18 protein-coding genes and 1 pseudogene are annotated in these 22,726 nt (G+C 71.7%); 9 read left to right on the plus strand and 10 right to left on the minus strand.

What is annotated here, in order from left to right; translation table 11 throughout:
- The first annotated feature begins 101 nt into the window (after nt 1–101).
- Together ACQEUX_RS20235 and ACQEUX_RS20240 are read left to right on the plus strand one after the other, a co-directional pair.
- The gene (locus ACQEUX_RS20235; protein ID WP_433050565.1) at nt 102–2,498 is read left to right on the plus strand and encodes a TRAP transporter permease; all 2,397 of its coding nucleotides are present in this window, start codon (nt 102–104) and stop codon (nt 2,496–2,498) included.
- Nucleotides 2,495–3,514: a TAXI family TRAP transporter solute-binding subunit gene (locus ACQEUX_RS20240; RefSeq protein WP_433050568.1), complete on the plus strand. Its 1,020-nt coding sequence runs from the start codon at nt 2,495–2,497 to the stop codon at nt 3,512–3,514. Before ACQEUX_RS20235 ends, ACQEUX_RS20240 begins: the two co-directional genes overlap by 4 nt.
- 9 nt (nt 3,515–3,523) lie before the next feature.
- Here the strand turns inward: ACQEUX_RS20240 and ACQEUX_RS20245 are convergent, their stop codons facing one another.
- Nucleotides 3,524–4,060, minus strand: coding sequence for a hypothetical protein (locus tag ACQEUX_RS20245; protein WP_433050571.1), 537 nt, complete (start codon nt 4,058–4,060; stop codon nt 3,524–3,526).
- Nucleotides 4,061–5,963 (minus strand): annotated as a pseudogene (gene dnaG, locus ACQEUX_RS20250) (DNA primase). It abuts the gene before it with no gap.
- Between the two features lie 111 nt (nt 5,964–6,074).
- Between dnaG and ACQEUX_RS20255 the strand changes: the two are divergent.
- Nucleotides 6,075–7,283, plus strand: coding sequence for a low temperature requirement protein A (locus ACQEUX_RS20255; RefSeq protein WP_433050574.1), 1,209 nt, complete (start codon nt 6,075–6,077; stop codon nt 7,281–7,283).
- A gap of 7 nt (nt 7,284–7,290) precedes the next feature.
- Here the strand turns inward: ACQEUX_RS20255 and ACQEUX_RS20260 are convergent, their stop codons facing one another.
- The 3 genes from ACQEUX_RS20260 to ACQEUX_RS20270 all read right to left on the minus strand — a co-directional run bounded on the left by ACQEUX_RS20260 (nt 7,291) and on the right by ACQEUX_RS20270 (nt 9,922).
- A complete protein-coding gene (locus ACQEUX_RS20260; protein ID WP_433050577.1) occupies nt 7,291–8,121 on the minus strand; it encodes a siderophore-interacting protein in 831 nt (276 codons plus the stop codon).
- Between the two features lie 15 nt (nt 8,122–8,136).
- On the minus strand, nt 8,137–9,408 hold the full coding sequence (locus ACQEUX_RS20265) for a deoxyguanosinetriphosphate triphosphohydrolase (RefSeq protein ID WP_433050580.1): 1,272 nt from the start codon (nt 9,406–9,408) through the stop codon (nt 8,137–8,139).
- A gap of 160 nt (nt 9,409–9,568) precedes the next feature.
- Complete coding sequence (locus ACQEUX_RS20270) at nt 9,569–9,922, minus strand: VOC family protein (protein WP_433050583.1); 354 nt, start codon at nt 9,920–9,922, stop codon at nt 9,569–9,571.
- Nucleotides 9,923–10,175: 253 nt separating this feature from the next.
- On the opposite strand from ACQEUX_RS20270, the gene ACQEUX_RS20275 reads away from it, so the two are divergent.
- Nucleotides 10,176–10,676: a roadblock/LC7 domain-containing protein gene (locus ACQEUX_RS20275; RefSeq protein ID WP_433050586.1), complete on the plus strand. Its 501-nt coding sequence runs from the start codon at nt 10,176–10,178 to the stop codon at nt 10,674–10,676.
- Between the two features lie 50 nt (nt 10,677–10,726).
- Here the strand turns inward: ACQEUX_RS20275 and ppdK are convergent, their stop codons facing one another.
- The gene (ppdK, locus tag ACQEUX_RS20280) at nt 10,727–13,462 is read right to left on the minus strand and encodes a pyruvate, phosphate dikinase (RefSeq protein ID WP_433050589.1); all 2,736 of its coding nucleotides are present in this window, start codon (nt 13,460–13,462) and stop codon (nt 10,727–10,729) included.
- Nucleotides 13,463–13,684: 222 nt separating this feature from the next.
- Here ppdK and ACQEUX_RS20285 point away from each other — a divergent pair, with 222 nt between their 5' ends.
- On the plus strand, nt 13,685–15,460 hold the full coding sequence (locus tag ACQEUX_RS20285) for a family 20 glycosylhydrolase (protein WP_433056990.1): 1,776 nt from the start codon (nt 13,685–13,687) through the stop codon (nt 15,458–15,460).
- A 575-nt stretch (nt 15,461–16,035) separates the two neighbouring features.
- Nucleotides 16,036–16,695 (plus strand): C39 family peptidase, encoded by a 660-nt coding sequence (locus ACQEUX_RS20290; RefSeq protein ID WP_433050592.1) that lies wholly within the window; start codon nt 16,036–16,038, stop codon nt 16,693–16,695.
- A gap of 403 nt (nt 16,696–17,098) precedes the next feature.
- Here ACQEUX_RS20290 and dusB read toward each other — a convergent pair whose 3' ends face one another.
- From dusB to ACQEUX_RS20310, 4 genes are all read right to left on the minus strand, one after another.
- Nucleotides 17,099–18,271, minus strand: a complete 1,173-nt coding sequence (gene dusB / locus ACQEUX_RS20295; protein ID WP_433050595.1) for a tRNA dihydrouridine synthase DusB — start codon at nt 18,269–18,271, stop codon at nt 17,099–17,101.
- A 64-nt stretch (nt 18,272–18,335) separates the two neighbouring features.
- Nucleotides 18,336–19,715, minus strand: coding sequence for a glycine--tRNA ligase (locus ACQEUX_RS20300; protein WP_074313562.1), 1,380 nt, complete (start codon nt 19,713–19,715; stop codon nt 18,336–18,338).
- A 114-nt stretch (nt 19,716–19,829) separates the two neighbouring features.
- Entirely contained in the window at nt 19,830–20,309 is a 480-nt protein-coding gene (locus ACQEUX_RS20305) for an Rv0361 family membrane protein (protein WP_433050599.1), read from the minus strand.
- 24 nt (nt 20,310–20,333) lie between these two features.
- Nucleotides 20,334–20,675 (minus strand): antibiotic biosynthesis monooxygenase family protein, encoded by a 342-nt coding sequence (locus ACQEUX_RS20310; RefSeq protein ID WP_433050602.1) that lies wholly within the window; start codon nt 20,673–20,675, stop codon nt 20,334–20,336.
- Between the two features lie 29 nt (nt 20,676–20,704).
- Here ACQEUX_RS20310 and ACQEUX_RS20315 point away from each other — a divergent pair, with 29 nt between their 5' ends.
- The 3 genes from ACQEUX_RS20315 to ACQEUX_RS20325 are packed head-to-tail and all read left to right on the plus strand — an operon-like array spanning nt 20,705 to nt 22,725.
- Nucleotides 20,705–20,962, plus strand: a complete 258-nt coding sequence (locus ACQEUX_RS20315) for a hypothetical protein (protein ID WP_433050605.1) — start codon at nt 20,705–20,707, stop codon at nt 20,960–20,962.
- Between the two features lie 54 nt (nt 20,963–21,016).
- Nucleotides 21,017–21,967, plus strand: a complete 951-nt coding sequence (locus ACQEUX_RS20320; RefSeq protein ID WP_433050608.1) for a metal ABC transporter substrate-binding protein — start codon at nt 21,017–21,019, stop codon at nt 21,965–21,967.
- On the plus strand, nt 21,964–22,725 hold the full coding sequence (locus tag ACQEUX_RS20325; protein WP_433050611.1) for a metal ABC transporter ATP-binding protein: 762 nt from the start codon (nt 21,964–21,966) through the stop codon (nt 22,723–22,725). The genes ACQEUX_RS20320 and ACQEUX_RS20325 overlap by 4 nt, the downstream gene beginning before the upstream one ends.
- The last annotated feature ends 1 nt before the right edge of the window (nt 22,726 follow it).

The raw sequence follows: 22,726 nt of genomic DNA on the forward strand, positions 1-22,726 counted from the left end.
CGGCATCAGCGACGAGACCGCCGCCCCGCCGCCCCAACCGCCAACGGCGAAACGCCGATCAATGCCCCACCGGCCGGCCGATCGACGTGTATCGTCCCCTCGTGTCGCCCATCAGCTCGCCCGATGGTTCGTCGCCACCCGTCCGACCAGCCAACTCTCCCGTCGGTGAGCCCGCGTCGGGCACCGGCGGCCCACCACCCCGGCCTCGGCCGACAACCGAGCCCAGCGCGGCCACACGCAGCGCCGACCCGAGCGCGGGTGCCACCGGCACGAAGGAGCACAGCGCCGATCCGAGCGCGGGTGCCACCGACACGAGCGGGCACAGCACCGCCACGGTCGCGCGCAGCACCGATGACGACCACTCCGTCGCCGAGCGGGCGACCCGGGACATGGCCGCCCGGTTCGAGGACGAGAAGCCGGGCCGGGTGTTGTCCGGCCCGGCGGGCCTGCTCCTCACCGTGGCGGCGCTGGCGATCGGCGGGCTGGCCCTCTGGCAGGTGTTCCGCCCGTTGTCGCAGGGCAGCAAGTATTACCTGATCATCTTCCTGGCCGGCGTACTCCCGCTGGTCTTCCTGGCCTACCCGGCCGGCCTGCGGCTGCCGGCCCGGCTGCGCGCCCGGCGACACCACACCGACCGCACCGCCAAAAACGACAGCGCCGCCAGGAACGACAGCGCAGCCGACCTGGCCCTGCCACATCCGACGTCGGCGCGACCCACCGCGACGGACTGGGTGCTGGTCGCGCTGGCGGTGGCCGCCTGCCTCTACCCCGTCCTGCCGGTCTGGATCGGCACGGGTGGCGGCGGCTACAACGCCTTCCTCGACCGGCAGGGCCTGCTGGTGCCGATGGACCTGGTGCTGGGCACCGTGCTGCTGCTCCTGCTGCTGGAGGCGTGCCGACGCACCACCGGCTGGATCCTGCCCGCGGTCTGCCTGCTGTTCCTGGGCTACGGCTACTACGGCGGGCTGCTGCCGCAGTCCTGGCCGGTCGCCCACGCCGGGCTCGACTTCAGTCAACTGATCGACGCGTTCTACAACTCCGACAGCGGCTTCTACGGCACTCCACTGGATGTGGCCGCCTCGTACATCGTGCTGTTCACCATCTACGGCGCGGTGCTGGAGCTGTCCGGGGCCGGGCGGTTCTTCGTCGAGCTGTCGGCAGCGGCGTTCCGCCGCTCGCGTACCGCCGCCGGCCGGACGGCGGTCGCCTCCGGCTTCCTGCTCGGCACCGTCTCCGGCTCCGGCGCCGCGACGACGGTGAGCATCGGCGCGGTCACCTGGCCGCTGCTGCGCCGCGCCGGCTATCCCCCGGAGCGGGCCGGCGGCATGTTGGCCGCGGCCGGGGTGGGTGCGATCCTCTCCCCGCCCACCCTGGGGGCGGCGGCGTTCATCATCGCCGAGTACCTCGGCGTCTCGTACCTACAGGTCCTGGGCTGGGCGACCGTGCCGACGGTGCTCTACTACCTCGGCATCCTGCTCTCCGTGGAGATCGACGCTCGCCGTTCCGGCGTACGCCCCGTGGTGGTCGACGCCGGCTCGCCCTGGCGTCTGCTGGCCCGGTTCGGCTACCACTTCGCCTCGCTGGTCGCCATCATCGTGTTCCTCGCGGTCGGCGTGTCCGCGACGAGGGCGGTCGTGTTCGCCACCATCCTCGCTGTCGCGCTGTCCTTCCTGGACCGTACGCACCGACTCTCCCCCGCGCGGCTCGTGACCGCGCTCGTCACCGGGGTACGCGGCGTGCTCGCGGTCACCGCCGTCTGCGCCGCCGCCGGCATCATCACGGCGACCACCACGAAGACCGGCCTCGGGCCGCAGGCGGCGGCGCTGCTGATCGGCGGCGCCGAGGCGGCCACCTCGGACCCGACGCTGGTTCTGCTGCTCACCGCGCTGCTCGCGGCCGTCGCACTCAGCCTGCTGGGCCTGGCCGTGCCGGTCACCGCCTCGTTCGTGATCGGGTGGGTGATCGTCGGTCCGGCCCTGCTCGACCTGGGCGTGACCGCGCCCGCCGCGGCGATGTTCGTCTTCTACTTCGCGGTCCTGTCCGAGGTGTCCCCGCCGACCGCGCTCGCCTCGGTGGCCGCCGCCGCGGTCACCGGCGGCCGGCTGGTGCCGACCATGTGGCAGACCCTGCGGTACGCGCTGCCGGCGTACCTGATCCCGATCGCGTTCGTCATCACGCCGGCCGGGCTCGGCCTGCTCGGCATCGGCGGCGTACCGCGGATCGCCTTCGCCGCCGTGGTCACCGCGCTCAGCGTGGCGGTGCTCGCCGTCGCCGCCGGTGGCTGGCTGCCCGGCGTGGGACCTGCCGGCGTTCCGGAGCGTGTGCTCGGTGCCCTCGCCGGCGTCACCCTGCTCTGGCTCGAACCCGTGCCGGTCATCGTCGGCGCCGTTCTGGCCGCCGTCGCGGCGACCGGTGTGTTCATCCGACGCGGATCCGCCGGCCGGGCCGGTCGGCCCCGAGCCGGGTCGTCCGCCAACCTCCGGGAGGAGAAACTGTGAGACGAATCGACGTACGGCTCGCGGCGGGCCTGAGCGTGCTCGCCATCGTCACGGTGGGCGCCACGGGTTGCGGAGGTCAGCAGGGCGGCGCGGCCAAGGACGACGCGGCCAGTGCGGTCACCTGCGAGGTCGGCCGGGAAACCCGCGTCGGCATCGCGACCGGCAACGCGACAGGCGTCTACTACGTGGTCGGCAACGCCCTGGCCGGGCAGTTGTCCGGGGCGACCGGCGGCAAGCTCAGCGGCACCGCCGCCGAGACCGGCGCCTCGGTGCAGAACGTCGAGCAGCTGGTCAGCGGCCAGTACGACGTGGCGTTCTCCCTCTTCGACACGGCGGTCAACGCGGTCGAGGGCAAGGGCAGCTTCAGCGCACCGCAGCCGGTCGAGGCGCTGGCACGCATCTACGACAACTACACCCAGGTGGTGGTCCGCAACGACTCCGGGATCACGTCGGTCGCCGACATGCGCGGCAAGCGGATCTCCACCGGCTCCCCGAAGTCCGGCACGGAGGTGATCGCCAACCGGCTGCTGGAAGCCGCCGGCCTCGACCCCGCGAAGGACATCCGGGCGCAGCGCCTGGACCTGACCAAGACGGTCGAGGGGATCAAGGACGGCAGCATCGACGGCTTCTTCTGGTCCGGCGGCCTGCCCACCGGAGGCCTGACGGACCTGTTCACCACCGCTGGCGACTCGGTGCGGTTCGTCGACATCGCGGCCCTGCTGCCGAAGATGGCCGAGTCGAGCCCCGCCTACCAGGCGGGGACGATCGGCCGGGACGCGTACCGGACTGCGGCGGACACCCCGACCATCGTCGTGCCCAACGTGCTGCTGGTCCGCAAGGATCTGGACGCCAACGTCGCCTGCGCGATCACCCGGACGGTGTTCGACAAGCGGGACACCCTCGCTCAGGCGAACCCGGCCGCCCGGGGGATCTCGCTGGACACCGCCCGCAGGACCGAGCCGGTGCCGCTGCATCGCGGCGCTGACAAGGCCCTGAAGGATCTGGGCGCCAACTGACCCGGTCGGTCAGCCGTCGACCGGCGCGGTGGCGGCCCGGGCCACGGTGACCAGACGGTCGGTCTCGGCGAGCAGGGCCTCATCGTCCGCCGGGGCGCCGGGGTCGAGTCGGACCGTCCAGGTCAGACCGTCGACCCCGGCCACGCGCCGGGCCGCGACCCGCGCCGCACCGCCGGGGACCGGGTGGTGTTCGGTGTACGCGACCGAACGGGTCACCCGCGCTCGCACCTGATGTGGCAGCTCACCCGGGTCGAGGAGGAGGTACGTCTCGGCCGGGCCGTCGGCGACCAGCGTGTAACCGTCGCGTTCGACGAGCGTCTCGGCGGGCGTGACGGTCAACTCCCGGCCGGACCAGACCGCCTTGAGGATGGTGTGCCAACCGAGCCGGTGACCTCGACCGGGCAGCCACAGCCCGAGGTTGGTGGCGACCACCACCCCGTCGCCCTCGCCGTTGCCGGCGGCCGCCCACGCCAGCACCCGTTCGTCGGCGGCCAGCGGCGGCCGGTCGGCCGGTGGCAGCTTCGGCTTGCGGCTGAACAGTCCCATCTAGAGGCCTCCCGCGGCCTGCTCGCGCAGCGCCCGGGCGTGCTGCTCCAGTGACAGCAGCTCGCCGAAGGCGGCGAAGTACTCGTCCTTGTTGTTGACCGGGTTGATGCGCTGGATGCGCGACTTGAGGTCCCGGATGCGGGCGGTCACCGACCCGAACTGCACCCGCGCCATGGTGATCGACACGTAGCGTGGGTCCGGTTCTCCGTCGATCCGCAGCGGTTCCACCGCCAACTCGCCGACCAGCGCCGCCGACGCCAGGTCGTCGCAGGCGTCGCGGACCTTCTCGATCCAGACCGCGCCGCTGGTCGCCGCCGCGGCCCCACCGGCCGCCGCGATGGCCGTCCGCACCCCGACGTGCACCGGGTTGCGGTATTCCGTGGCCTCGACCGCGTCGAACATGGGCCCGGCCAGGACCGGCTGCTGGAGGGCGAGTTTCAGCGCCTCCCGCTCGACCATCGACTGCGGGCTGTCCGCGGCCGGCTCGGAACGGGCCGGAGCGGGCCGGGCGGCGGACCCGGCGTCGCGGGTGCCGGGCGGCGGGGTGTTGGCGGCGGCGAGCACGGCCCGCTGCACCGGCTCGATCTCCATGCCGAGGTCCATGGCGAGCTTGCGGACGTACTCCGGGCGCTTCTCCCGGTCCTTGAGTCGCGCGACCAGCGGCGCGGCGTGGCGCATGGCCTCGACCCGGCCGTCGACGGTGTCCAGGTCGAAGCGGCCGATCACGTGTCGTAGCGCGAAGTCGACAAGCGGCTCGCGGCGGGCGACCAGGTCACGTACCGCCAGGTCACCCTTGGCCAGTCGCAGATCACACGGGTCCATGTTGTCCGGGCTGACCGCGATGAACGTGCGCCCCACGAAGCGCTGATCGTCTTCGAAGGCGCGCAGTGCGGCCTTCTGACCGGCAGCGTCACCGTCGAAGGTGAAGATGATCTCGCCGGCCACCTCGTCACTGTCGAACAGGAGCCGACGCAGGACCGAGATGTGGTCCGCGGCGAACGCGGTGCCGCAGGTCGCCACCGCCGTGGTCACCCCGGCGAGATGGCAGGCCATCACGTCGGTGTAGCCCTCGACGATCACCGCCCGGCCCTGCTTGGCGATCTCTCTCTTGGCCTGGTCGATGCCGTAGAGCACGTGCGACTTCTTGTAGATCGGCGTTTCGGGGGTGTTCAGGTACTTCGGGCCGTCGTCGTCGTCGAACAACTTGCGCGCCCCGAAGCCGATCACGTCACCGGCGAGGTCGCGGATCGGCCAGAGCAGCCGGCGGCGGAACCGGTCGATCAGCGTGCCGGACCGGGACTCCCGGGACAACCCGGCCGTGACCAGCTCCTGGTGGGTGAAGCCCTGCTGGCGCAGGTGCTTGGTGAGCAGGTCCCAACCCTCCGGCGCGAAGCCGCAGCCGTAGCGCTCGGCGGCGGCCCGGTCGAAGCCCCGCTGGGCCAGGAACTCGCGTGCCGGCCGGGCGCCGGCGGTGCTGAGCTGCGCCCGGTAGAACTCCACCGCGGCGGCGTGCGCGGCGACCAGTCGCTGGCGCTGGCCCTGCTGCGGGCGAGGGCGCGGGGTGCCCTTGTCGTCCTCGATGTAGCGCAGCTGGATGCCGGCACGGCCGGCCAGCCGCTCGACGGACTCCACGAAGCTGAGGTGCTCGGCGTCCATCAGGAACTTGATCGCGTCGCCACCGGCTCCGCAGCCGAAGCAGTACCACACGTTGCGGGCCGGCGAGACGTTGAACGACGGGCTCTTCTCGTCGTGGAACGGGCACAAACCCTTGAGGTTGCCACCGCCGGCGGACTTCAGGGTGACCGTCTCGGAGATCACATCCCCGATCGAGGTGCGTTCCCGGACCAGTGCGATGTCCTCGTCCCGGATCCGCCCAGCCATGCGCCACCCCCTCGCCGTACATCCTGCCCTGCTGGACCGACGACGTGCCCGCCGGGGGACGCCGGGTGTGGCGACGGCCGCCGGCTCGCCGGTTTCCGCCCGTCCCCGGGGGCCCCGCGGGGACCATGACCAGATGCGCAGGGTACGGGCCGACGACCTCCGGCCGACGGCGTGGTTGGCCGGTCGGCTGGGGCTGCGCGGCCTGGCCCCGCGGGCGGACGAGGCCGGCCACCGGCACGCCACCTGGCTGGAACTCTTCCTCGACCTCATCTTCGTGTACGCGCTGGCGGCGGTGGTGTCCCGGCTGGGCGGCAACCCAACCCCCTCGCCGACCGCCGTACTGGCCGTGCTCGGGCTCTTCGTGGTGGTCCAGTGGGCCTGGGTGGGGCAGGTCTACTACGACACCCGGTTCGACCCGGACGACGCGCCGCACCGGCTGCTGGTGCTCGTCGCGCTGGTCGGCGCGGGCGCGATGACGCTCGGCGTCGACGAGGTGCCGGAGAGCGTGCTCCTGCCGGTCGGGTATCTGATCGTGCGGGGTGTGCTGCTCGTGCTGTACCTGCGTGCCCGACCGACCAGCTCGATGGCCCGCACGGTGACCACGGTCTACCTGACCGGCTTCGGGTCGGGCTGGCTGATCTGGCTGGTGTCGCTGGCCACCCCCGCCACGGCGCGCCCGACGCTGTGGATCATCGCGATGGTCATCGAGCTGGCCACACCGTGGATCGGCAAGCGCTGGCTCAACCGGTGTCCGGTGGACAACCGTCACCTGCCGGAACGGATCGGGCAGTTCACCATCATCGTGCTGGGCAGCGCGCTGGCCAGCCTGCTCTTCGCGGTGCCCGACCATCCTCGGCCGCACATGATCGTCACGGCTGGACTGGCCTTCCTGGTGCCGGCGGCCGTCTGGTGGGTCTACACCACCTTCGTCACCACCCGCCTGCCCCAGACGCGACTGCGCGGGGGCCAGGCGTACGGCTACCTGCACATCCCGCTCGGCGGGGCGCTGCTGCTGCTCGGCTGGGCGCTCGGACAGGTGGTCCGGCTGGCCGATCGCGACGCGGCCCGGCTGCCGCTGGAGCTGCGGCTCCTGCTGGCCACCTCGGTCATCGTCTGGATGCTCTGCGGGCTGGCGCTGTACTGGCTGTGGAACCGGCCGGGCGCCACCCGCCTGGCGATCACCGGTTACGGGGTGGCATCGACCATCGTGATCACCGCGACGGTGCACGAGCCACGGTTGATGCTGATGCTGCTCTCGGCGGCGATCGTCGGGTACGCCGTGCTGCTCACCCGGCGACTCACCGCGACGAGTCAGGACCTGAGCCGCGAGACCGGCCGCTGAGCCGCGCTCAGGCCGCGGTGGCCTCCTCGGCCGCCACCTGCCGGTTCCAGTCGGCCTTGGTGGTGCGCCAGCCCTCGTCGTCCATCCCGCGCCGCCAGTAACCGGAGATGGAGAGCTGACCGGCGGGCACGCCCCGCTCGAGGCGCAGCAGCCGACGCAGCTCCCGGACGAAGGTCGCCTCGCCGTGCACGAAGGCGTGCACCTGGCCGGGCGGGAATTCCCACTCCCGAACCGCCGCCACCAACGCCTCGCCCACCGGGCGGTCACCGCGGTGCAGCCAGGTGAGCTGGACCGCGCCGGGGCTGAGCAGCTTCTGCTCCTCCGCCGGGTCGGCGATCTCCACGAAGACGTGGGCCGGCGCGCCCAGCGGCAGCCGCTCCAGGGCCGCGGCGATCGCCGGCAGGGCGCTCTCGTCGCCGACCAGCAGGTGCCAGTCCGCGTCCGGGCTCGGGGCGTACGCCCCACCGGGGCCGACGAAGTGCACCGGGTCGCCCGGGCGCAACGCGGCGGCCCACGGACCGGCCAGCCCTTCGTCGCCGTGGTGCACCACGTCCACGGTCAACTCCTCGGCCAACGGATCCCAGCGTCGCACCGTGTACGCGCGCAGCCGGGGCCACTGCTCCCGGGGCAGGTCCCGGCGGATCGCGGCGAGGTCCAGCGGCTGCGGGTACGCGACGCCGGGCTGCGGGAACACCACCTTGATGTAGTGGTCGGTGAACTCTCCCACCGGCAGGTCGGCCAGCTCGTCGCCACCGAGGACGAGCCGGATCAGGTGCGGGGTGGGCCGCTCGGTGCGCAGCACCCGGACCGAGGTGACGTTCCTGGGGCGTTCCGTCATGTCACTTAGGCTAACCTAAGCTGCGCCGCGCCCCAGCGGCGGTGCGCCGTCGCCGACGAGGCGGGTGTGCCAGGTCACCGCCGCCGGGTCGGTGAGCGAGGCGACCTGATCGATCACCACCCGCAGTCGCGCCGGGTCGTCCGGGGCGGCCCGCCACAGCGGGGCGAAGATCGGGTCGAGCCCGTCCGGGGCCCGCCGGACCAGCGCAGCGACCAGCTCGGCCAGCATCGTCCGCTGCCGCTCGTAGCGGCCCCGGAAGCCGGCTCGACGCATCACGTAGCGCAGAGCGATGCCCTTGAGCAGGGCGCACTGCACCCGGACCAGCCGGGGCACCACCAGGTCGGCGGCGTAGCGGCGGTGCGGGCCGGGACCGAAGCGCTCCTCGGTGGCGGCCACCGCCGCGGACACGAACCGGCCGGTCAACCCGCTGGTGGTGGCTTTCAGCGCGACCTGCGCGCGATGGCTCCCGTCGTAGCCGACCAGTGGGGCGAGCAGCGGGTCGGCCAGCAACTCGACCAGCACCTCGGTCAGGTCGGCGGCGGACTCCCCGGAGTACGTGGCGGCCACGTCGGCACACAGCCCGGCCCGCTCGTCGGCGTCGGCGAGCAGCGGGCGCAGCGTGACGTACCCGCCGTGGATGCCGTCCTCCACGTCGTGCACCGAGTACGCGACGTCGTCGGCCCAGTCCATCACCTGCGCCTCAAGGCAGCGCCGGTCGCCGGGCGCACCCGCCCGGATCCAGCCGAAGACGGCCATGTCGTCGGCGTACACCCCGAACTTGCGCTGCCCGGGGCGGCGCGGCCACGGGTACTTGCCGATCGCGTCGAGGGACGCCCGGGTCAGGTTCAGCCCGGCGGACGAACCGTCCGGGGCGAGCACCTTCGCCTCCAGCCGGGTCAGCACCCGCAGGGTCTGCGCGTTGCCCTCGAAGCCGCCGCACGGTGTGGCGAGCAGGTCCAGGGCCGCCTCACCGTTGTGCCCGAACGGCGGGTGCCCGAGGTCGTGGGCGAGCCCGGCGACGTCCACCACGTCCGGGTCGCAGCCCAACCGGGCACCCATCTCCCGGGCGATCTGGGCCACCTCCAGCGAGTGGGTCAACCGCGTACGCAGGAAGTCGTCGGTGCCGGCGGTGTGTACCTGGGTCTTGGTGGCCAGTCGGCGGAACGCCGCGGAGTGCAGCACCCGGGCCCGGTCGCGCTCGTACGGTGACCGGCGGTGCCCGGTGTCCTTGGGCGGCTCCTCGACCAGCCGGGCGTCCGCCGCGCCCGGCTCACTCCTCGCGCTCACGCAGCCGCCGCTGGTCGCGACTGCGGGGCTCGCAAACCCGGCTCACTCCTCGCGCTCACGATGCCTGCTTGGTTCGCGACTGCGGGGCTCGCAAACCCGGCTCACTCCTCGCGCTCACGATGCCTGCTTGGTTCGCGACTGCGGGGCTCGCAAACCCGGCTCACTCCTCGCGCTCACGCAGAACGCAGAACTCGTTGCCCTCCGGGTCGGCCAGCACCGTCCAGTCGACGTCGCCCTGGCCGATGTCGACGTGCCGGGCGCCCATGTCGACCAGCCGCTCGACCTCGGCCTCCTGGTTGGCGGGGCGCAGGTCGAGGTGCAGTCGGTTCTTGCGTTCCTTGTCGTCGGTCACCGGCACGAAGACCAGGCCGGGCAGGCGGTCGGCGGACTGGCGGATCTCCACCTCGTCCGGCTTCTCGGTGACGACCTGATAGCCGAGGGCCTCGGCCCACCAACGGGCCAGTCGGGCCGGATCACGGGCGTCGACGGTCAGGCTCTCCCAGACGCTGGTCATGCAGTCATCCTTCCCGTTCGACGGCGTGGGCAATCGGCCGTGTGCGAGCGAGCCAAGATTACGCCCGCCACAGCTGCTCGACCCGACCCCGACGCATCGATGAAGAGTCCACAACCGCCGATCGGCTGGGAGTTGTCAACCGATTGCCGAGGGTTATGGGCTCGCGGGTCGAAGTGGCCGCCGGTAGCGTTCCCAGCGCGGAACGTGACCAGCTGACCGACGCGCAGAGCCCGACCGGTAAGGGGACAGTCTCGTGGACGCAGACACGGTGGTGGGAACGGAACTACGCGGGCTGCGCCGACGCCGACCCGAGGTCGCCGGGACGGTGCTGGCAGGCACCGACGGGCTGCTCATCTCCAGCGACCTGCCCAGCACCGACGCCACCCACCTCGCCGCGCTCGCCGCGGCCAGCTTCGGGCTCGGTCACCGGGTGGCCGACACCGTCCACCGGGGCGAGTTCCGGGAGTCGGTCGTCCGCACGACCGCCGGCTGCGTGGTGACCTACCCGGCCGGGCGCAGCGCTCTGCTGACCCTGGTCACCGTCTCGGTCACGGAAGATCTGGAGGCGCTGCACGAGGAGGCGCGTGCCGTGGCCCGGCGGGCCGGCTCGGTACTGGACATTCGCGGCAGCGGGACCGGCGCCACCGCTGTTCCGGACGCGCACGCCCCGCTGGCCGTGCGTACCCCGATGGCCACCCTGCCGGCCCAACTGCGCCGCTCGTCCCGGCCCACCTGGCGTCGCCCGCCGATCTGAGCGTCGGTGCCGGCGGCGGCCCGGTCGCCCGGTCCACCGCCGGCCCTGCCTCAGCGGCTGTCCGAGCCGCCGGTCTCCACGACCGCCCGGCCGGCCTCCAGCCGGGCCACCGGCACTCGGAACGGTGAGCAGGACACGTAGTCCAGGCCGACCTCGTGGAAGAAGTGCACCGAGTCCGGGTCGCCGCCGTGCTCGCCGCACACACCGAGCTTCAGCCCGGGCCGGGCGGCCCGGCCCTCCTCGGCGGCGATCCGCACCAACCGACCGACGCCGTCGCGGTCGATCGACTCGAACGGCGATATACCGAAGATGCCCAGCTCCAGGTACCGCCAGAAGAACGCGCCCTCGACGTCGTCGCGGGAGAAGCCCCAGCCCATCTGGGTCAGGTCGTTGGTGCCGAAGGAGAAGAACTCCGCCGCCTCGGCGATCTGCCCAGCGGTCAGTGCCGCCCGAGGCACCTCGATCATGGTGCCGATCAGCACCTCGACCCCACTGTCCCCGACCACCTCCGCAATGATCTTCTCAGCCTCCGCGCGGACCGTCTCCAGCTCCTGCACGGCCCCGACCAGCGGCACCATGATCTCCGGCTTGGCCACCCCACCGGCGCGGGCGCAGGTGACGGCCGCCTCGGCGATCGCCCGGACCTGCATCGCGAACAGGCCGGGGATGACCAGGCCGAGGCGGACGCCCCGCAGCCCGAGCATCGGGTTCTCCTCGTGCATCCGCCGGACGGCGGCGAGCAGCGCCTCCTCCTTGGCGACGTCCTCGCCGCGCTCCTGAGCGACCGCGACGTTGACCGCGAGCTGCTCCAGCGGCGGCAGGAACTCGTGCAGCGGCGGGTCGATCAGGCGGACGGTGACCGGCAGACCGTCCATCTCGCGGAAGATCTCCTCGAAGTCGGCCCGCTGCAACGGCAGCAGTGCCGCGAGCGCCGCCTCCCGCTCACCCTCGGCGCGGGCCAGGATCAGCCGCTCGACCAGCTCCCGCCGGTCGCCGAGGAACATGTGCTCGGTGCGGCACAGCCCGATGCCCTCGGCGCCGAAGCGTCGGGCCCGCGCGGCGTCCGCGCCGGTGTCGGCGTTCGTGCGGACCGCGAGCCGCCGCTTCCCGTCGGCGTGCGTCATGATCCGGTGTACGGCCCGGACCAGCGCGTTGTCGATGTGCTCGGGGTCGAGGCTGCCCTCGAAGTACTGCACCACCTCCGACGGCATGACCGGCACCTCGCCCAGGTAGACCTTGCCGGTGGTGCCGTCGATCGACACGACGTCGCCCTCGTTCACGGTCTGCCCGGCCACGGTGAACCGCTTTGCCGGCACGTTCACGTCGATCTCGTCGGCACCGGAGACACAGGTCTTCCCCATCCCCCGGGCCACCACCGCGGCGTGGCTGGTCTTGCCGCCGCGCGAGGTGAGGATGCCCTTCGCCGCGATCATGCCGTTCAGGTCGTCCGGGTTGGTCTCCCGGCGGACCAGGATCACCGACTCCCCCTCGGCGGCCAGCTCGACGGCGCGCGCGGAGGTGAAGACCACCTTGCCGGAGGCCGCGCCCGGGGAGGCGCCGATGCCCTTGGCGACCGGTTGGAACTCGTGGTCGAGCTGGAAGCGGGGGAACATCAGCTGGGCAAGCTGCGCGCCGTTGACCCGGTGCAGCGCCTCGTCCAGGTCGATCAGGCCCTCGTCGACGAGCTGCCCCGCGATGACGAACGCGGCGGCGGCGGTGCGCTTACCGACCCGGGTCTGCAACATCCACAGCTTGCCGCGTTCGATGGTGAACTCGATGTCGCAGAGGTCCTTGTAGTGCTCCTCCAGCCGGGCCATGAAGCTGAGCAGCTCGTCGTAGGACTTCTTGTCCAGCCGCTCCAGCTCCTGCAACGGCACGGTGTTGCGGATGCCGGCGACCACGTCCTCGCCCTGGGCGTTGGCCAGGTAGTCGCCGTAGATGCCCTGCGCACCGCTGGCCGGGTCGCGGGTGAACGAGACACCGGTGCCGGAGTCCGCGCCGAGGTTGCCGAAGACCATGGTCACCACGTTGACCGCGGTACCGAGGTCGGCCGGGATCCGCTCCTGGCGACGGTAGAGCACCGCGCGCTCGGCGTTCCACGACTCGAAGACCGCCCGGATGGCGAGGTCGAGCTGTTCGCGCGGCTGCTGCGGGAACTCCCGACCGGTGTGCTTCAGGAAGATCTTCTTGTACGCGTCGACCAGCCCGCGCAGGTCGTCGGCGTCGAGGTCCAGGTCGTTGTGGGTGCCCTTGGCCCGCTTGATGTCGTCGAGCGCGTGCTCGAACTCCTCGCCCGGCACCTCGCAGACGGTCTTGCCGAACATCTGGATGAGGCGGCGGTAGGAGTCCCAGGCGAACCTGTCTGCGCCGCCGGAGGCGGCCTGGCCGCCCGCGCCACTCGCCTGCGCGGAGAGGCCGACCACGCTCTGGTCGTTGAGGCCGACGTTGAGGACGGTCTCCATCATGCCGGGCATGGAGAACTTGGCACCGGAGCGAACGGAGACCAGCAGCGGGTCCTGTGGGTCGCCGAGGCGCCTGCCCATCGCGCGCTCCAACGATTCCAGGTGCGCCTCGATCTGAGCGGCGAGCCCGTCCGGCTCCCGTCCCGTCGCGAGGTACGCCTGGCATGCCTCGGTGGTGATGGTGAAGCCGGGCGGAACGGGCAGGCCGAGGTTGCTCATCTCGGCGAGGTTGGCCCCCTTGCCGCCGAGCAGGTCCTTGAGATCCTTGTTGCCTTCGGAGAAGTCGTAGACGTACTTGTGATCGACGGTCTCTTGCGCTGCCACCAGAGCCTCCACAACACACGCGCCGGATTGACACTTAACGAAGGTTCAGTTTCTTGTACCCCCGGACGGACCACCGGTAATCCCCGGGTCGACGCCGATCGGTGGGCGAAGGTTAAGCGAACATCGAGTGACCTGGGACCGTTCGGTGACAATTGGCACAGCCATCACGACTATCCGTGTTCGTACCGGTTTTTGGGAACGCTTCCACGTGCACCATCACGCATCCCGGCCGAGCGCCGTACGCTTGACGGCACGCCAGCCGGTGAACCTCACTTTTGCCATAACCCACGCGAATACACCCCCGGAGTCGCCGCCGTGTCGACCATCCCCTCCCCCGGCCCCGCCACCACCCCGGCCGCGACCGGGCCCACCAGCCCGGTGCCGCCGCCCGGGCGGGAAACGGACGCGGCCACGCTGGCCCGGGTGGCCGAGCGGACCGCTGGCAAGCTGCTCGCCCCACCGGCCCTCCACCGGCTGGCCGACGTCGTGCCCGCCCCGCAGCAGGTCCAGCCGGACCCGACCGAGGACTGGGTGCTGCCGGCCGAAGCGGTCATCGTGGCCAGCGCCGACCCCGCCGCGCTGACGGTCGCCGCGCAACTCGCCGGGCTGCTCCGACCGGCCACCGGATACCCGCTGCCGGTCACCGACGCCACCGCGCCGGCGCCCGTCGACGGCATCGCGCTGGTGCTGGACGAGGCCGCCGATCTCGGCGCGGAGGGCTACCGACTCGACGTCACCCCCAACGGGGTACGCATCACCGCCGTCACCGCCACCGGGCTCTTCCACGGCGTGCAGACCCTGCGCCAACTGCTGCCACCGGCGATCGAGAGCCCGGTCCCGGTCACCGAACACTGGACGCTGCCCGGCGGCACCATCACCGATGCGCCCCGGTTCCCGTACCGGGGCGCGATGCTCGACGTCGCTCGGCACTTCTTCGCCGTCGAGGACGTCCTGCGGGTCGTCGACCACCTGGCCCGCTACAAGCTCAACCACCTGCACCTGCACCTCACCGACGACCAGGGTTGGCGGATCGCCGTCGACGCCTGGCCGAGGTTGGCCACCGTGGGCGGGGCGACCGAGGTCGGTGGCGGCCCTGGCGGGCACTACACGAAGGCCGACTACGAGCGGATCGTCACCTATGCGGCCGCCCGTCACATCACCGTCGTCCCGGAGATCGACCTCCCGGGGCACACCAACTCGGCGCTGGTCGCGTACCCGGAGCTGGCGCCGGACAAGATCGCGCCGCCGCCGTACACCGGCACCGAGGTCGGTTTCAGCTACGTCGACCCGGCCGATGAGCGGACGTACGACTTCGTCACCGACGTCCTGGCCGAACTGGCCGCGATCACACCCGGGCCGTGGCTGCACATCGGCGGTGACGAGGCGTTCAAGGTGAAGGGCGAGGTGTACACCGGTTTCGTCGAGCGGGTCCAGCGCATCGTGGCCGGCCTCGGCAAGACCGTCGTCGGTTGGCACCAGCTCGCACCGGCCGCCCACGTCGACGGACGGGTCCTCCAGTGGTGGGGCACGAACGGCGAAGACCCCATCACGGTCGAGGCCGTACGCGAGGGTGCCCGGCTGATCGTCTCGCCCGGTAACCACGCCTACCTGGACATGAAGTACGCCCCGGACACCCCGATCGGGCACGACTGGGCCGGCCTGATCGACGTGCGGAAGGCGTACGACTGGGATCCCGGGTCACACGTGACGGACGTGCCGGAGGCGGCGGTGCTCGGCGTGGAGGCCCCGCTCTGGACCGAATCGGTCACCTCGCTGGCCGACATCGAGTTGCTGCTCCTCCCCCGGCTGCCCGCCATCGCCGAGCTGGGCTGGTCTCCCCGCGCGACACACGACTGGGACGGCTTCCGCGACCGGCTGGCCGGCCAGGGCCCGCGCTGGGCCACCGCCGGGATCTCCTTCCACCGCGCACCCGAGATCCCCTGGCCGACCATCCCGTCGCAGCGTCGCCCGAGCCAGGCCGACGCCGCGACACTCTGAGCCCTGGGCCGAGTCCGCACCTGTCGGCAATAACCGGACAGTTCGCCATGATCCACTCGGGTTCACCAACATGGGGGCATCCCGGCAACGAGGATGCCGCGTCATCGTGAAGCCCGAGTGGATCACTGCCGGAGGTCCGTCGTGCTGGGATGCCCGCCTGACTGATAAGTTCCGTTTGGCCCGGTTTGTATGGTGGCCGGGGCCACCCTCGGCGTGGAATCGGTGGCCGGCCGGGGTCGTTATACCTGGCATGCCGCCGTAGCCCCCGGGCTCTGGCGTGCGGCGCCCCAGCCGGGAACACCCGCCGGGCCGCCACGGTTACATCCCCCGGTAGCCGCCAGCCGTGGAAGACCCGACCGGCCGCGACGGTTACATCCTCGGGTCGCCCGAGCACCGCGACGGGCCCGCAAGCCCGGCGGAATGCCCGGCAGGCCCGGGCCGTTACATCCCCCGGACACCCGAGCAGGCCCCCGAGCCGGCCGGGCAGATCCCCCCTTTTTCTGAACTTCCCGCACGGCACACGCCCCCGTTTCTGGGTGCCGCGCGTATCCCCCATTGCAGAGGAGCACGCCATCATGCGTACCGATCTGATCCGTAAGACCGCCCTGACCGCTGCCGGGCTCGCCTTCACCGGCGGCGCCATCGCCGGCCCCGTCACCGCCGCGTACGCCGCGTCGGACGCCAAGCCGACCACCCAGACCCAAACCGACCGCAAGCCCTCGGGTGAGCGTCAGCTCGGTGTGCGCTACGAGGCCCAGCCGAACTTCTACTACTGCGGCCCCGCCGCCGCCCGCAACGCCCTGTCCGTACAGGGCAAGGACATCAGCGTCGACGCCATGGCCAAGGAAATGGGCACCACCGAAGCCGGCACCAACTCCATCAACGACATCACCCCGGTCCTGAACAAGGAAACCGGTAAGAACGACGCCTACCACAGCGTGGAGATCAGCAACCCGAGCGCCGACGACAAGCAGACCGACAAGCTGCGCGGCGACATCGTGCGCACCGTCGACGACGGTCGGGCCGTGGTCGCGAACATCGCCGGCACCACCACCGATGTTGACGGTGGGGTGCACTCCTTCGAGGGTGGGCACTACATCAGCGTCGTCGGGTACCGCGACAACGGGAACGTGGTGAAGATCGCCGACTCCGCCGACCCGAACACCGCCTCCTACGAGGTCACCGTCGAACACCTCGCCGACTGGATCGCCACCCGCGGCTACGCCACCAGCTGACCCGCACCACCGCACCACCACACCACCGAAGGGCCGGACCCCACCACGGGGCCCGGCCCTTCGCCGTCGTTCGGGTCAGGCCCGTCCGGCCGCGCGGACGGCCCTTCGTCGTCGTTAGGGTCAGTGCCGGGACGGGACGGGACGCTGGTCCTTTGGAGCTGATGTCGTAAGCGATTCGGAGTGTCGCCGAGGCGGTGACTCGTCTGCGACATCAGCTCGACAGCGCGACAGCCCCGCAGGCAGAGACGCTCTGGCGACCGCCACGTTCATTCAGGCACCGGGTGGGTCGTGCGTCCGCCACTCGCCAGCACGGATCAGCTGCCGGTCGGTGCGTGCGTCCGCCAACTCGCCAGCGCGGATCAGCTGCCGGGTCGGTGCGTGTGCCCGCCACTCGCCAGCAGGGTCAGCCGCCGGAGTCGTCCAGCTCGGCGCCCTCGGGGACGGCGTCGTCGTCCCGGCTCGCCAGCCAGCCGTCCGGCAGGAAGACCTTGCCCGGGGAGTTCGTCCGGCCGCGCGGCTGCCCGAGGGCGGCCACCGGGAACGGCTCCGCCGGGTCGAGCTTGCCGAGCAGGTCGTCGAGCTGAGCCAGGCTTTCGATCATCGCCAGCGAGCGGCGCAGCTCGCCGCCGACCGGGAAGCCCTTCAGATACCAGGCGACGTGCTTGCGGAAGTCGGTGCAGCCGTCCCGCTCACCCCGGGCCGGGTTGCGTGCGCCGGCCGTGAACTGGTCGACCAGCAGCTCGGCGTGCCGGCGCATGGTCACCGCCACCTCGCCGAGGGTGGGCATCCGACGCTCCGGCCGGCCGTTGAAGGCGGCCTCCAGGTCGGCGAAGAGCCACGGTCGACCCAGGCAGCCGCGCCCGATGACCACGCCGTCCACGCCGGTGTGCGCGACCATCCGCAGCGCGTCGTCGGCCTCCCAGATGTCGCCGTTGCCGAGCACCGGCACGTCGAGGGCCTGCTTGAGCGTGGCGATGGCATCCCAGTCGGCGGTGCCCGAGTAGCGCTGCGCCGCCGTCCGCCCGTGCAGGGCCACGGCGGCGACCCCGGCGTCCTGGGCGGCGAGCCCGGCCTCGACGTACGTCAGGTGCTCGTCATCGATGCCCTTGCGCATCTTCACCGTGACCGGCACCCCCGCCGGCGACGCGGCGTCCACCGCGGCCTTCACCAGCCGGGCGAAGAGCCGGCGCCGCCACGGCAGCGCCGCCCCGCCGCCACGCCGGGTCACCTTGGGCACCGGGCAGCCGAAGTTGAGGTCGATGTGGTCCGCCAGGTTGCGTTCCACGACAATCCGCACGGCGGCGGCGGTGACCTCCGGATCGGTGCCGTAGAGCTGGAGGCTACGCGGCTTCTCGTCGTCGCCGAACGCGATCATGCGCAGCGTCTTCGGGTTCCGCTCGACCAGCGCCCGAGTGGTGATCATCTCGCAGACGTAGATGCCTCCGCCCTGCTCCCGGCAGAGCCGCCGGAACCCGACGTTGGTGATCCCGGCCATCGGCGCGAGCACCACCGGCGGCCACACCTGGTACCGCCCGAGCGTCAACGGGCGCAGCGCAGGAAGGGTCGAGGCAGTCACCGGACAAGTGTACGGGGCCCCGACCGGCGCTTTCCGCGTCGGCCGAGGCCCCGTGCGCGCCGTCTCAGCAGCCGGGCAGGCGCTCGATCAGGTAGCGCTCGACCTGGTCCAGGGAGACCCGCTCCTGGGCCATGGTGTCCCGGTTGCGGACCGTCACGGCGTTGTCGTCCAGGGTGTCGAAGTCGACCGTCACGCAGAACGGGGTGCCAATCTCGTCCTGGCGGCGGTAGCGGCGGCCGATCGCCTGCGAGTCGTCGAACTCCACCACCCAGCGCTTGCGCAGCAGCGCCGCGAGGTCCTTGGCCTTCGGCGACAGCGCCTCGTTGCGGGACAGCGGCAGCACCGCCACCTTGACCGGGGCGAGCCGCGGGTCGAACCGCATCACGGTGCGCTTGTCCACGCCGCCCTTGGTGTTCGGCGCCTCGTCCTCGTCGTACGCCTCCAGCAGGAAGGCGAGCACCGCGCGGGTCAGACCGGCGGCGGGCTCGATGACGTACGGCATCCAGCGCTCACTCTTGGTCTGGTCAAAGTACGACAGGTCGACGCCGGAGTGCTTGCTGTGCGTCGAGAGGTCGAAGTCGGTGCGGTTGGCGACGCCCTCCAGCTCGGCGAACTCGGTGCCGCCGAACTGGAAGCGGTACTCGATGTCCACCGTCCGCTTCGAGTAGTGCGAGAGCTTCTCCTTGGGGTGCTCGTAGAGGCGCAGGTTGTCCGCCGACAGACCGAGGTCGAGGTACCAGTTCCAGCGCTCCTGGAGCCAGTACTCGTGCCACTGCTCGTCGGTGCCCGGCTCGACGAAGAACTCCATCTCCATCTGCTCGAACTCCCGGGTCCGGAAGATGAAGTTGCCCGGGGTGATCTCGTTGCGGAACGACTTGCCGGTCTGCGCGATGCCGAACGGCGGCTTCTTGCGGGCGACCGTCTCGACGTTCTTGTAGTTGACGAAGATGCCCTGCGCGGTCTCCGGGCGCAGGTAGTGCAGCCCTTCGTCGCTCTCCACCGGGCCCAGGTAGGTCTTCATCAGGCCGTTGAACATCTTCGGCTCGGTGAAGGTGCCCTTGTTGCCGCAGTTGGGGCAGTTGAGCTCGGCGAGCGAGGTCAGCGGCTTGCCGTGCTTCTCGGCGTAGGCCTCCTCCAGGTGGTCAGCCCGGAACCGCTTGTGGCAGAACTGGCACTCGGTGAGCGGGTCGACGAACTCGGCGATGTGGCCGGACGCCTCCCACACCTTGCGGGCCAGGATCACCGCGGAGTCGAGGCCGACCACGTCGTCGCGCTGCTGGACCATGGTCTTCCACCACTGCCGGCGGACGTTCTCCTTCAGCTCCACGCCGAGCGGACCGTAGTCCCACGCCGATCGGGTGCCTCCGTAGATCTCACTGGAGGGAAAAACGAAGCCTCGGCGCTTGGCGAGGCTGACGACGGCGTCGATACGGTCGGCTGGCATGTTTCCTCCTACGCCGGCTGGCGGTCGGCGGGGGCGAGATGTGGATGGAACGGTCGGTTCGGGACAACGGTACGACCACCGTGGCCCCGAGCCCAGCAGAATACCGGGGGCGGGTCAGCTGACCCCGCAGACCTCCACGCCGCCGGTCTGACCGTCCTGGCCAAGGCTGACCTGCTGCCGTTCCCGGTCGCCGCCGTCGAGCGTCACGTCGACCGGCACGGTCAGGCTGGTGGTGTCCACCTCACCCACCCGGAACGCGGCGACCTGAGGTTCGGCGGCCGCGCGCCGCTCGAACTCGGGCCGTGACTCGCGCCGCTGCGCGTCGTCGCAGAGCTGGTCGTACGCCCGCCCGTAGTTCCGCTCGACCAGCGCCTGGTAGTAGTCGCCGGTCACGGTGCGGGCCTGCTCCCGGATGGCCTGCACACCGCTGACGGCCAGGCCGACGACGGCGGTGCCGCCCCCGCCACAGCAGAGCACCACGGCGAGCGCGCCGACGCCGAGGCCGATCCAGAGCCGCGTCCGGCGGCCCTCGGTGGGCGGCGCGGCGAACGGCGGAGCCACGCCGGGACCGGGTGGCGGGGCGGGTGCGGTCATAGGAGCAGCGTAGTGTCCGGCGGCTCAGCGGTAAGGACCCGCAGCCCGATCACTATCGGCGACGACCACGGCCCCGCCGGGCGCAGCGGTGGCCAGCGCCTCGTACGCGGAGGGCTCGTCGACCGACTCGGCGAGCAGCGGCACGGCGCTGACCTTGACCTCGAAGGCACCCAGCGCCCGCCGGTACGTACCGACCGACTCCCATTCGGTGACCAGGGTCCAGTGGCGGGGGTCGTCGAGCGCCCGGACCAGTTGACCCCGCAGGTAGCCGGGGCGGGCGGCCAGTGCGGTGAGGGCGGCGTGCGCCCGTTCGGTGAAGCTGTCGGCGAGATCGACGTCGACCACGAACCGGTTGGTCACCAGCAACGGGGGTCCCTCCTCGTAGAGTCTGTGGGATGCAGCGTACGCAGCGCCCTCTGCTGGCCCGGTTGGCCGGGGCGAACCCGACGTCGGTGTTCCTGCTCACCCTGGTGGTGGTGCTGGTGGCGTTCTTCACGCCGGGGGTGATCGGCGGGCTGCTGACGCTCGCGCTCGCGGCGGTCCTGATCGCCCTGTTGGTCACGACCTGGGCGGTTCAGGCACCGCGGAATCGGCTGATTCGACTGGTGATGCTGACCCTGCTGGTGGCGGTGGGCCTCGCAAAGCTGCTCTGACATGCACCCATGCGTTTTTGACAATCATTATCGTTGTCGCGGACAGTTGATGACATGACCAACCGCGCCACGTCCCGTGTCCTGGCCGCCGCGACCGCCCTCCTCGCTCTGGGCGCCGGGGCCGGCTGCTCCACCGGTGGTGCCGCCGGCGCCGATCCCCAACGGGTCGACGTGGTGGCCGCGTTCTACCCCCTCCAGTTCCTCGCCGAGCGGGTCGGCGGCGATGCCGTCCGGGTGACCAACCTCGCCAAGCCCGGTGCCGAGCCGCACGACCTGGAGCTCAACCCGAGCCAGGTCGGCCAGGTCACCGAGGCGGAGCTGATCGTCTACCTCAAGGGTTTCCAGCCGGCGGTGGACGACGCCGTCGCACAGAACGGCGGCGACCGGTCCTTCGACGTGACCAGCGTCCAGCCACTGCTGGACGCGGCCGCCGGCGGGCACGACCACGAGGGCGCGGGCGAAGAGGAGCACGCCGAGGAGAACGGCGGCAAGGACCCGCATGTCTGGCTCGACCCGACCCGACTGGCCGGCATCGGTGACCAGCTCGCCCAGCGGCTCGGCAAGGCCGACCCGGACCACGCCGCCGACTACACCGCCCGCGCCGCGGCGCTGCGCGCCGACCTGACGACCCTGGACGGCGAGTTCAGGCAGGGCCTCGCGACCTGCCAGCGGCGGGAGATCGTGACCAGTCACGCCGCGTTCGGCTACCTGGCCGACCGGTACCAGCTCGAGCAGGTCGGCATCACCGGGCTGAGCCCGGATGTCGAGCCCTCGCCGCAGCGGCTCGCGCACGTGATCGAGGAGGCGAAGGAGCACCAGGCCACCACGATCTTCTTCGAGACCCTGGTCAGCCCGAAGGTGGCCGAGACCATCGCCGGTCAGGTCGGCGCGAAGACCGCGGTGCTGGACCCGATCGAAGGGCTCGCCGCCGGCAGCAACGGGGACTACCTTTCGGTGATGCGTACGAACCTGCAGACCCTGCAATCGGCCTTGGGCTGCTCGTGACCTCACCCGTCATCACCGTCGAGCACGGGGTGGTCGGCTACGACGGCCGCCCCGTCCTTCGGGACATCTCGCTCACCGTGACCGCCGGCGAGGTGGTCGCGGTGCTCGGCGCCAACGGCTCCGGCAAGTCCACCCTGATCCGCGCCGTGCTCGGCCTGGTGCCGATCAGCGCCGGCTCGGTCGCCCTCTTCGACCGGCCGTTGCGCCGCTTCCGGCAGTGGGCCCGCATCGGGTACGTCCCACAGCGCCTGGGCGCCGGCGGCGGCGTACCGGCCACCGTCGGCGAGGTGGTGGCCTCCGGCAGGCTGGCCCGCCGAGGGGTGCTCCGCCCGCCGGGTCGGGCCGACCGAGCCGCCGTCGACGCCGCGCTGCGCGCGGTCGGGCTCGCCGACCGGGCCGCCGACCCGGTGTCCACGCTCTCCGGCGGCCAGCAGCAGCGCACCCTGATCGCCCGTGCACTGGCCGGCCAACCGGAGCTGCTGGTCCTCGACGAGCCGACCGCCGGGGTGGACGCCGCCAGCCAGGAGGCGTTCGCGGGCGCGCTGCGCGACTTCGTCGCCGACGGCGGGACGGTGCTGCTGGTGGCCCACGAGTTGGGCCCGCTGCGACCGGTGATCAGCCGGGCTGTCGTCGTCCACGAGGGTCGGATCTGTCACGACGGCGCGGTGCCGGACCCGGCCGGACATCACGCGGAGCCCGACCACGACCATGTGCACCCGCACTGTTACGACGAGCCCGCCGGGCTGTGGAGCAACTGAC

Origin of the sequence: Micromonospora sp. CA-259024 (genome assembly GCF_050936255.1) — a bacterium.
Taxonomy (GTDB): domain Bacteria; phylum Actinomycetota; class Actinomycetes; order Mycobacteriales; family Micromonosporaceae; genus Micromonospora.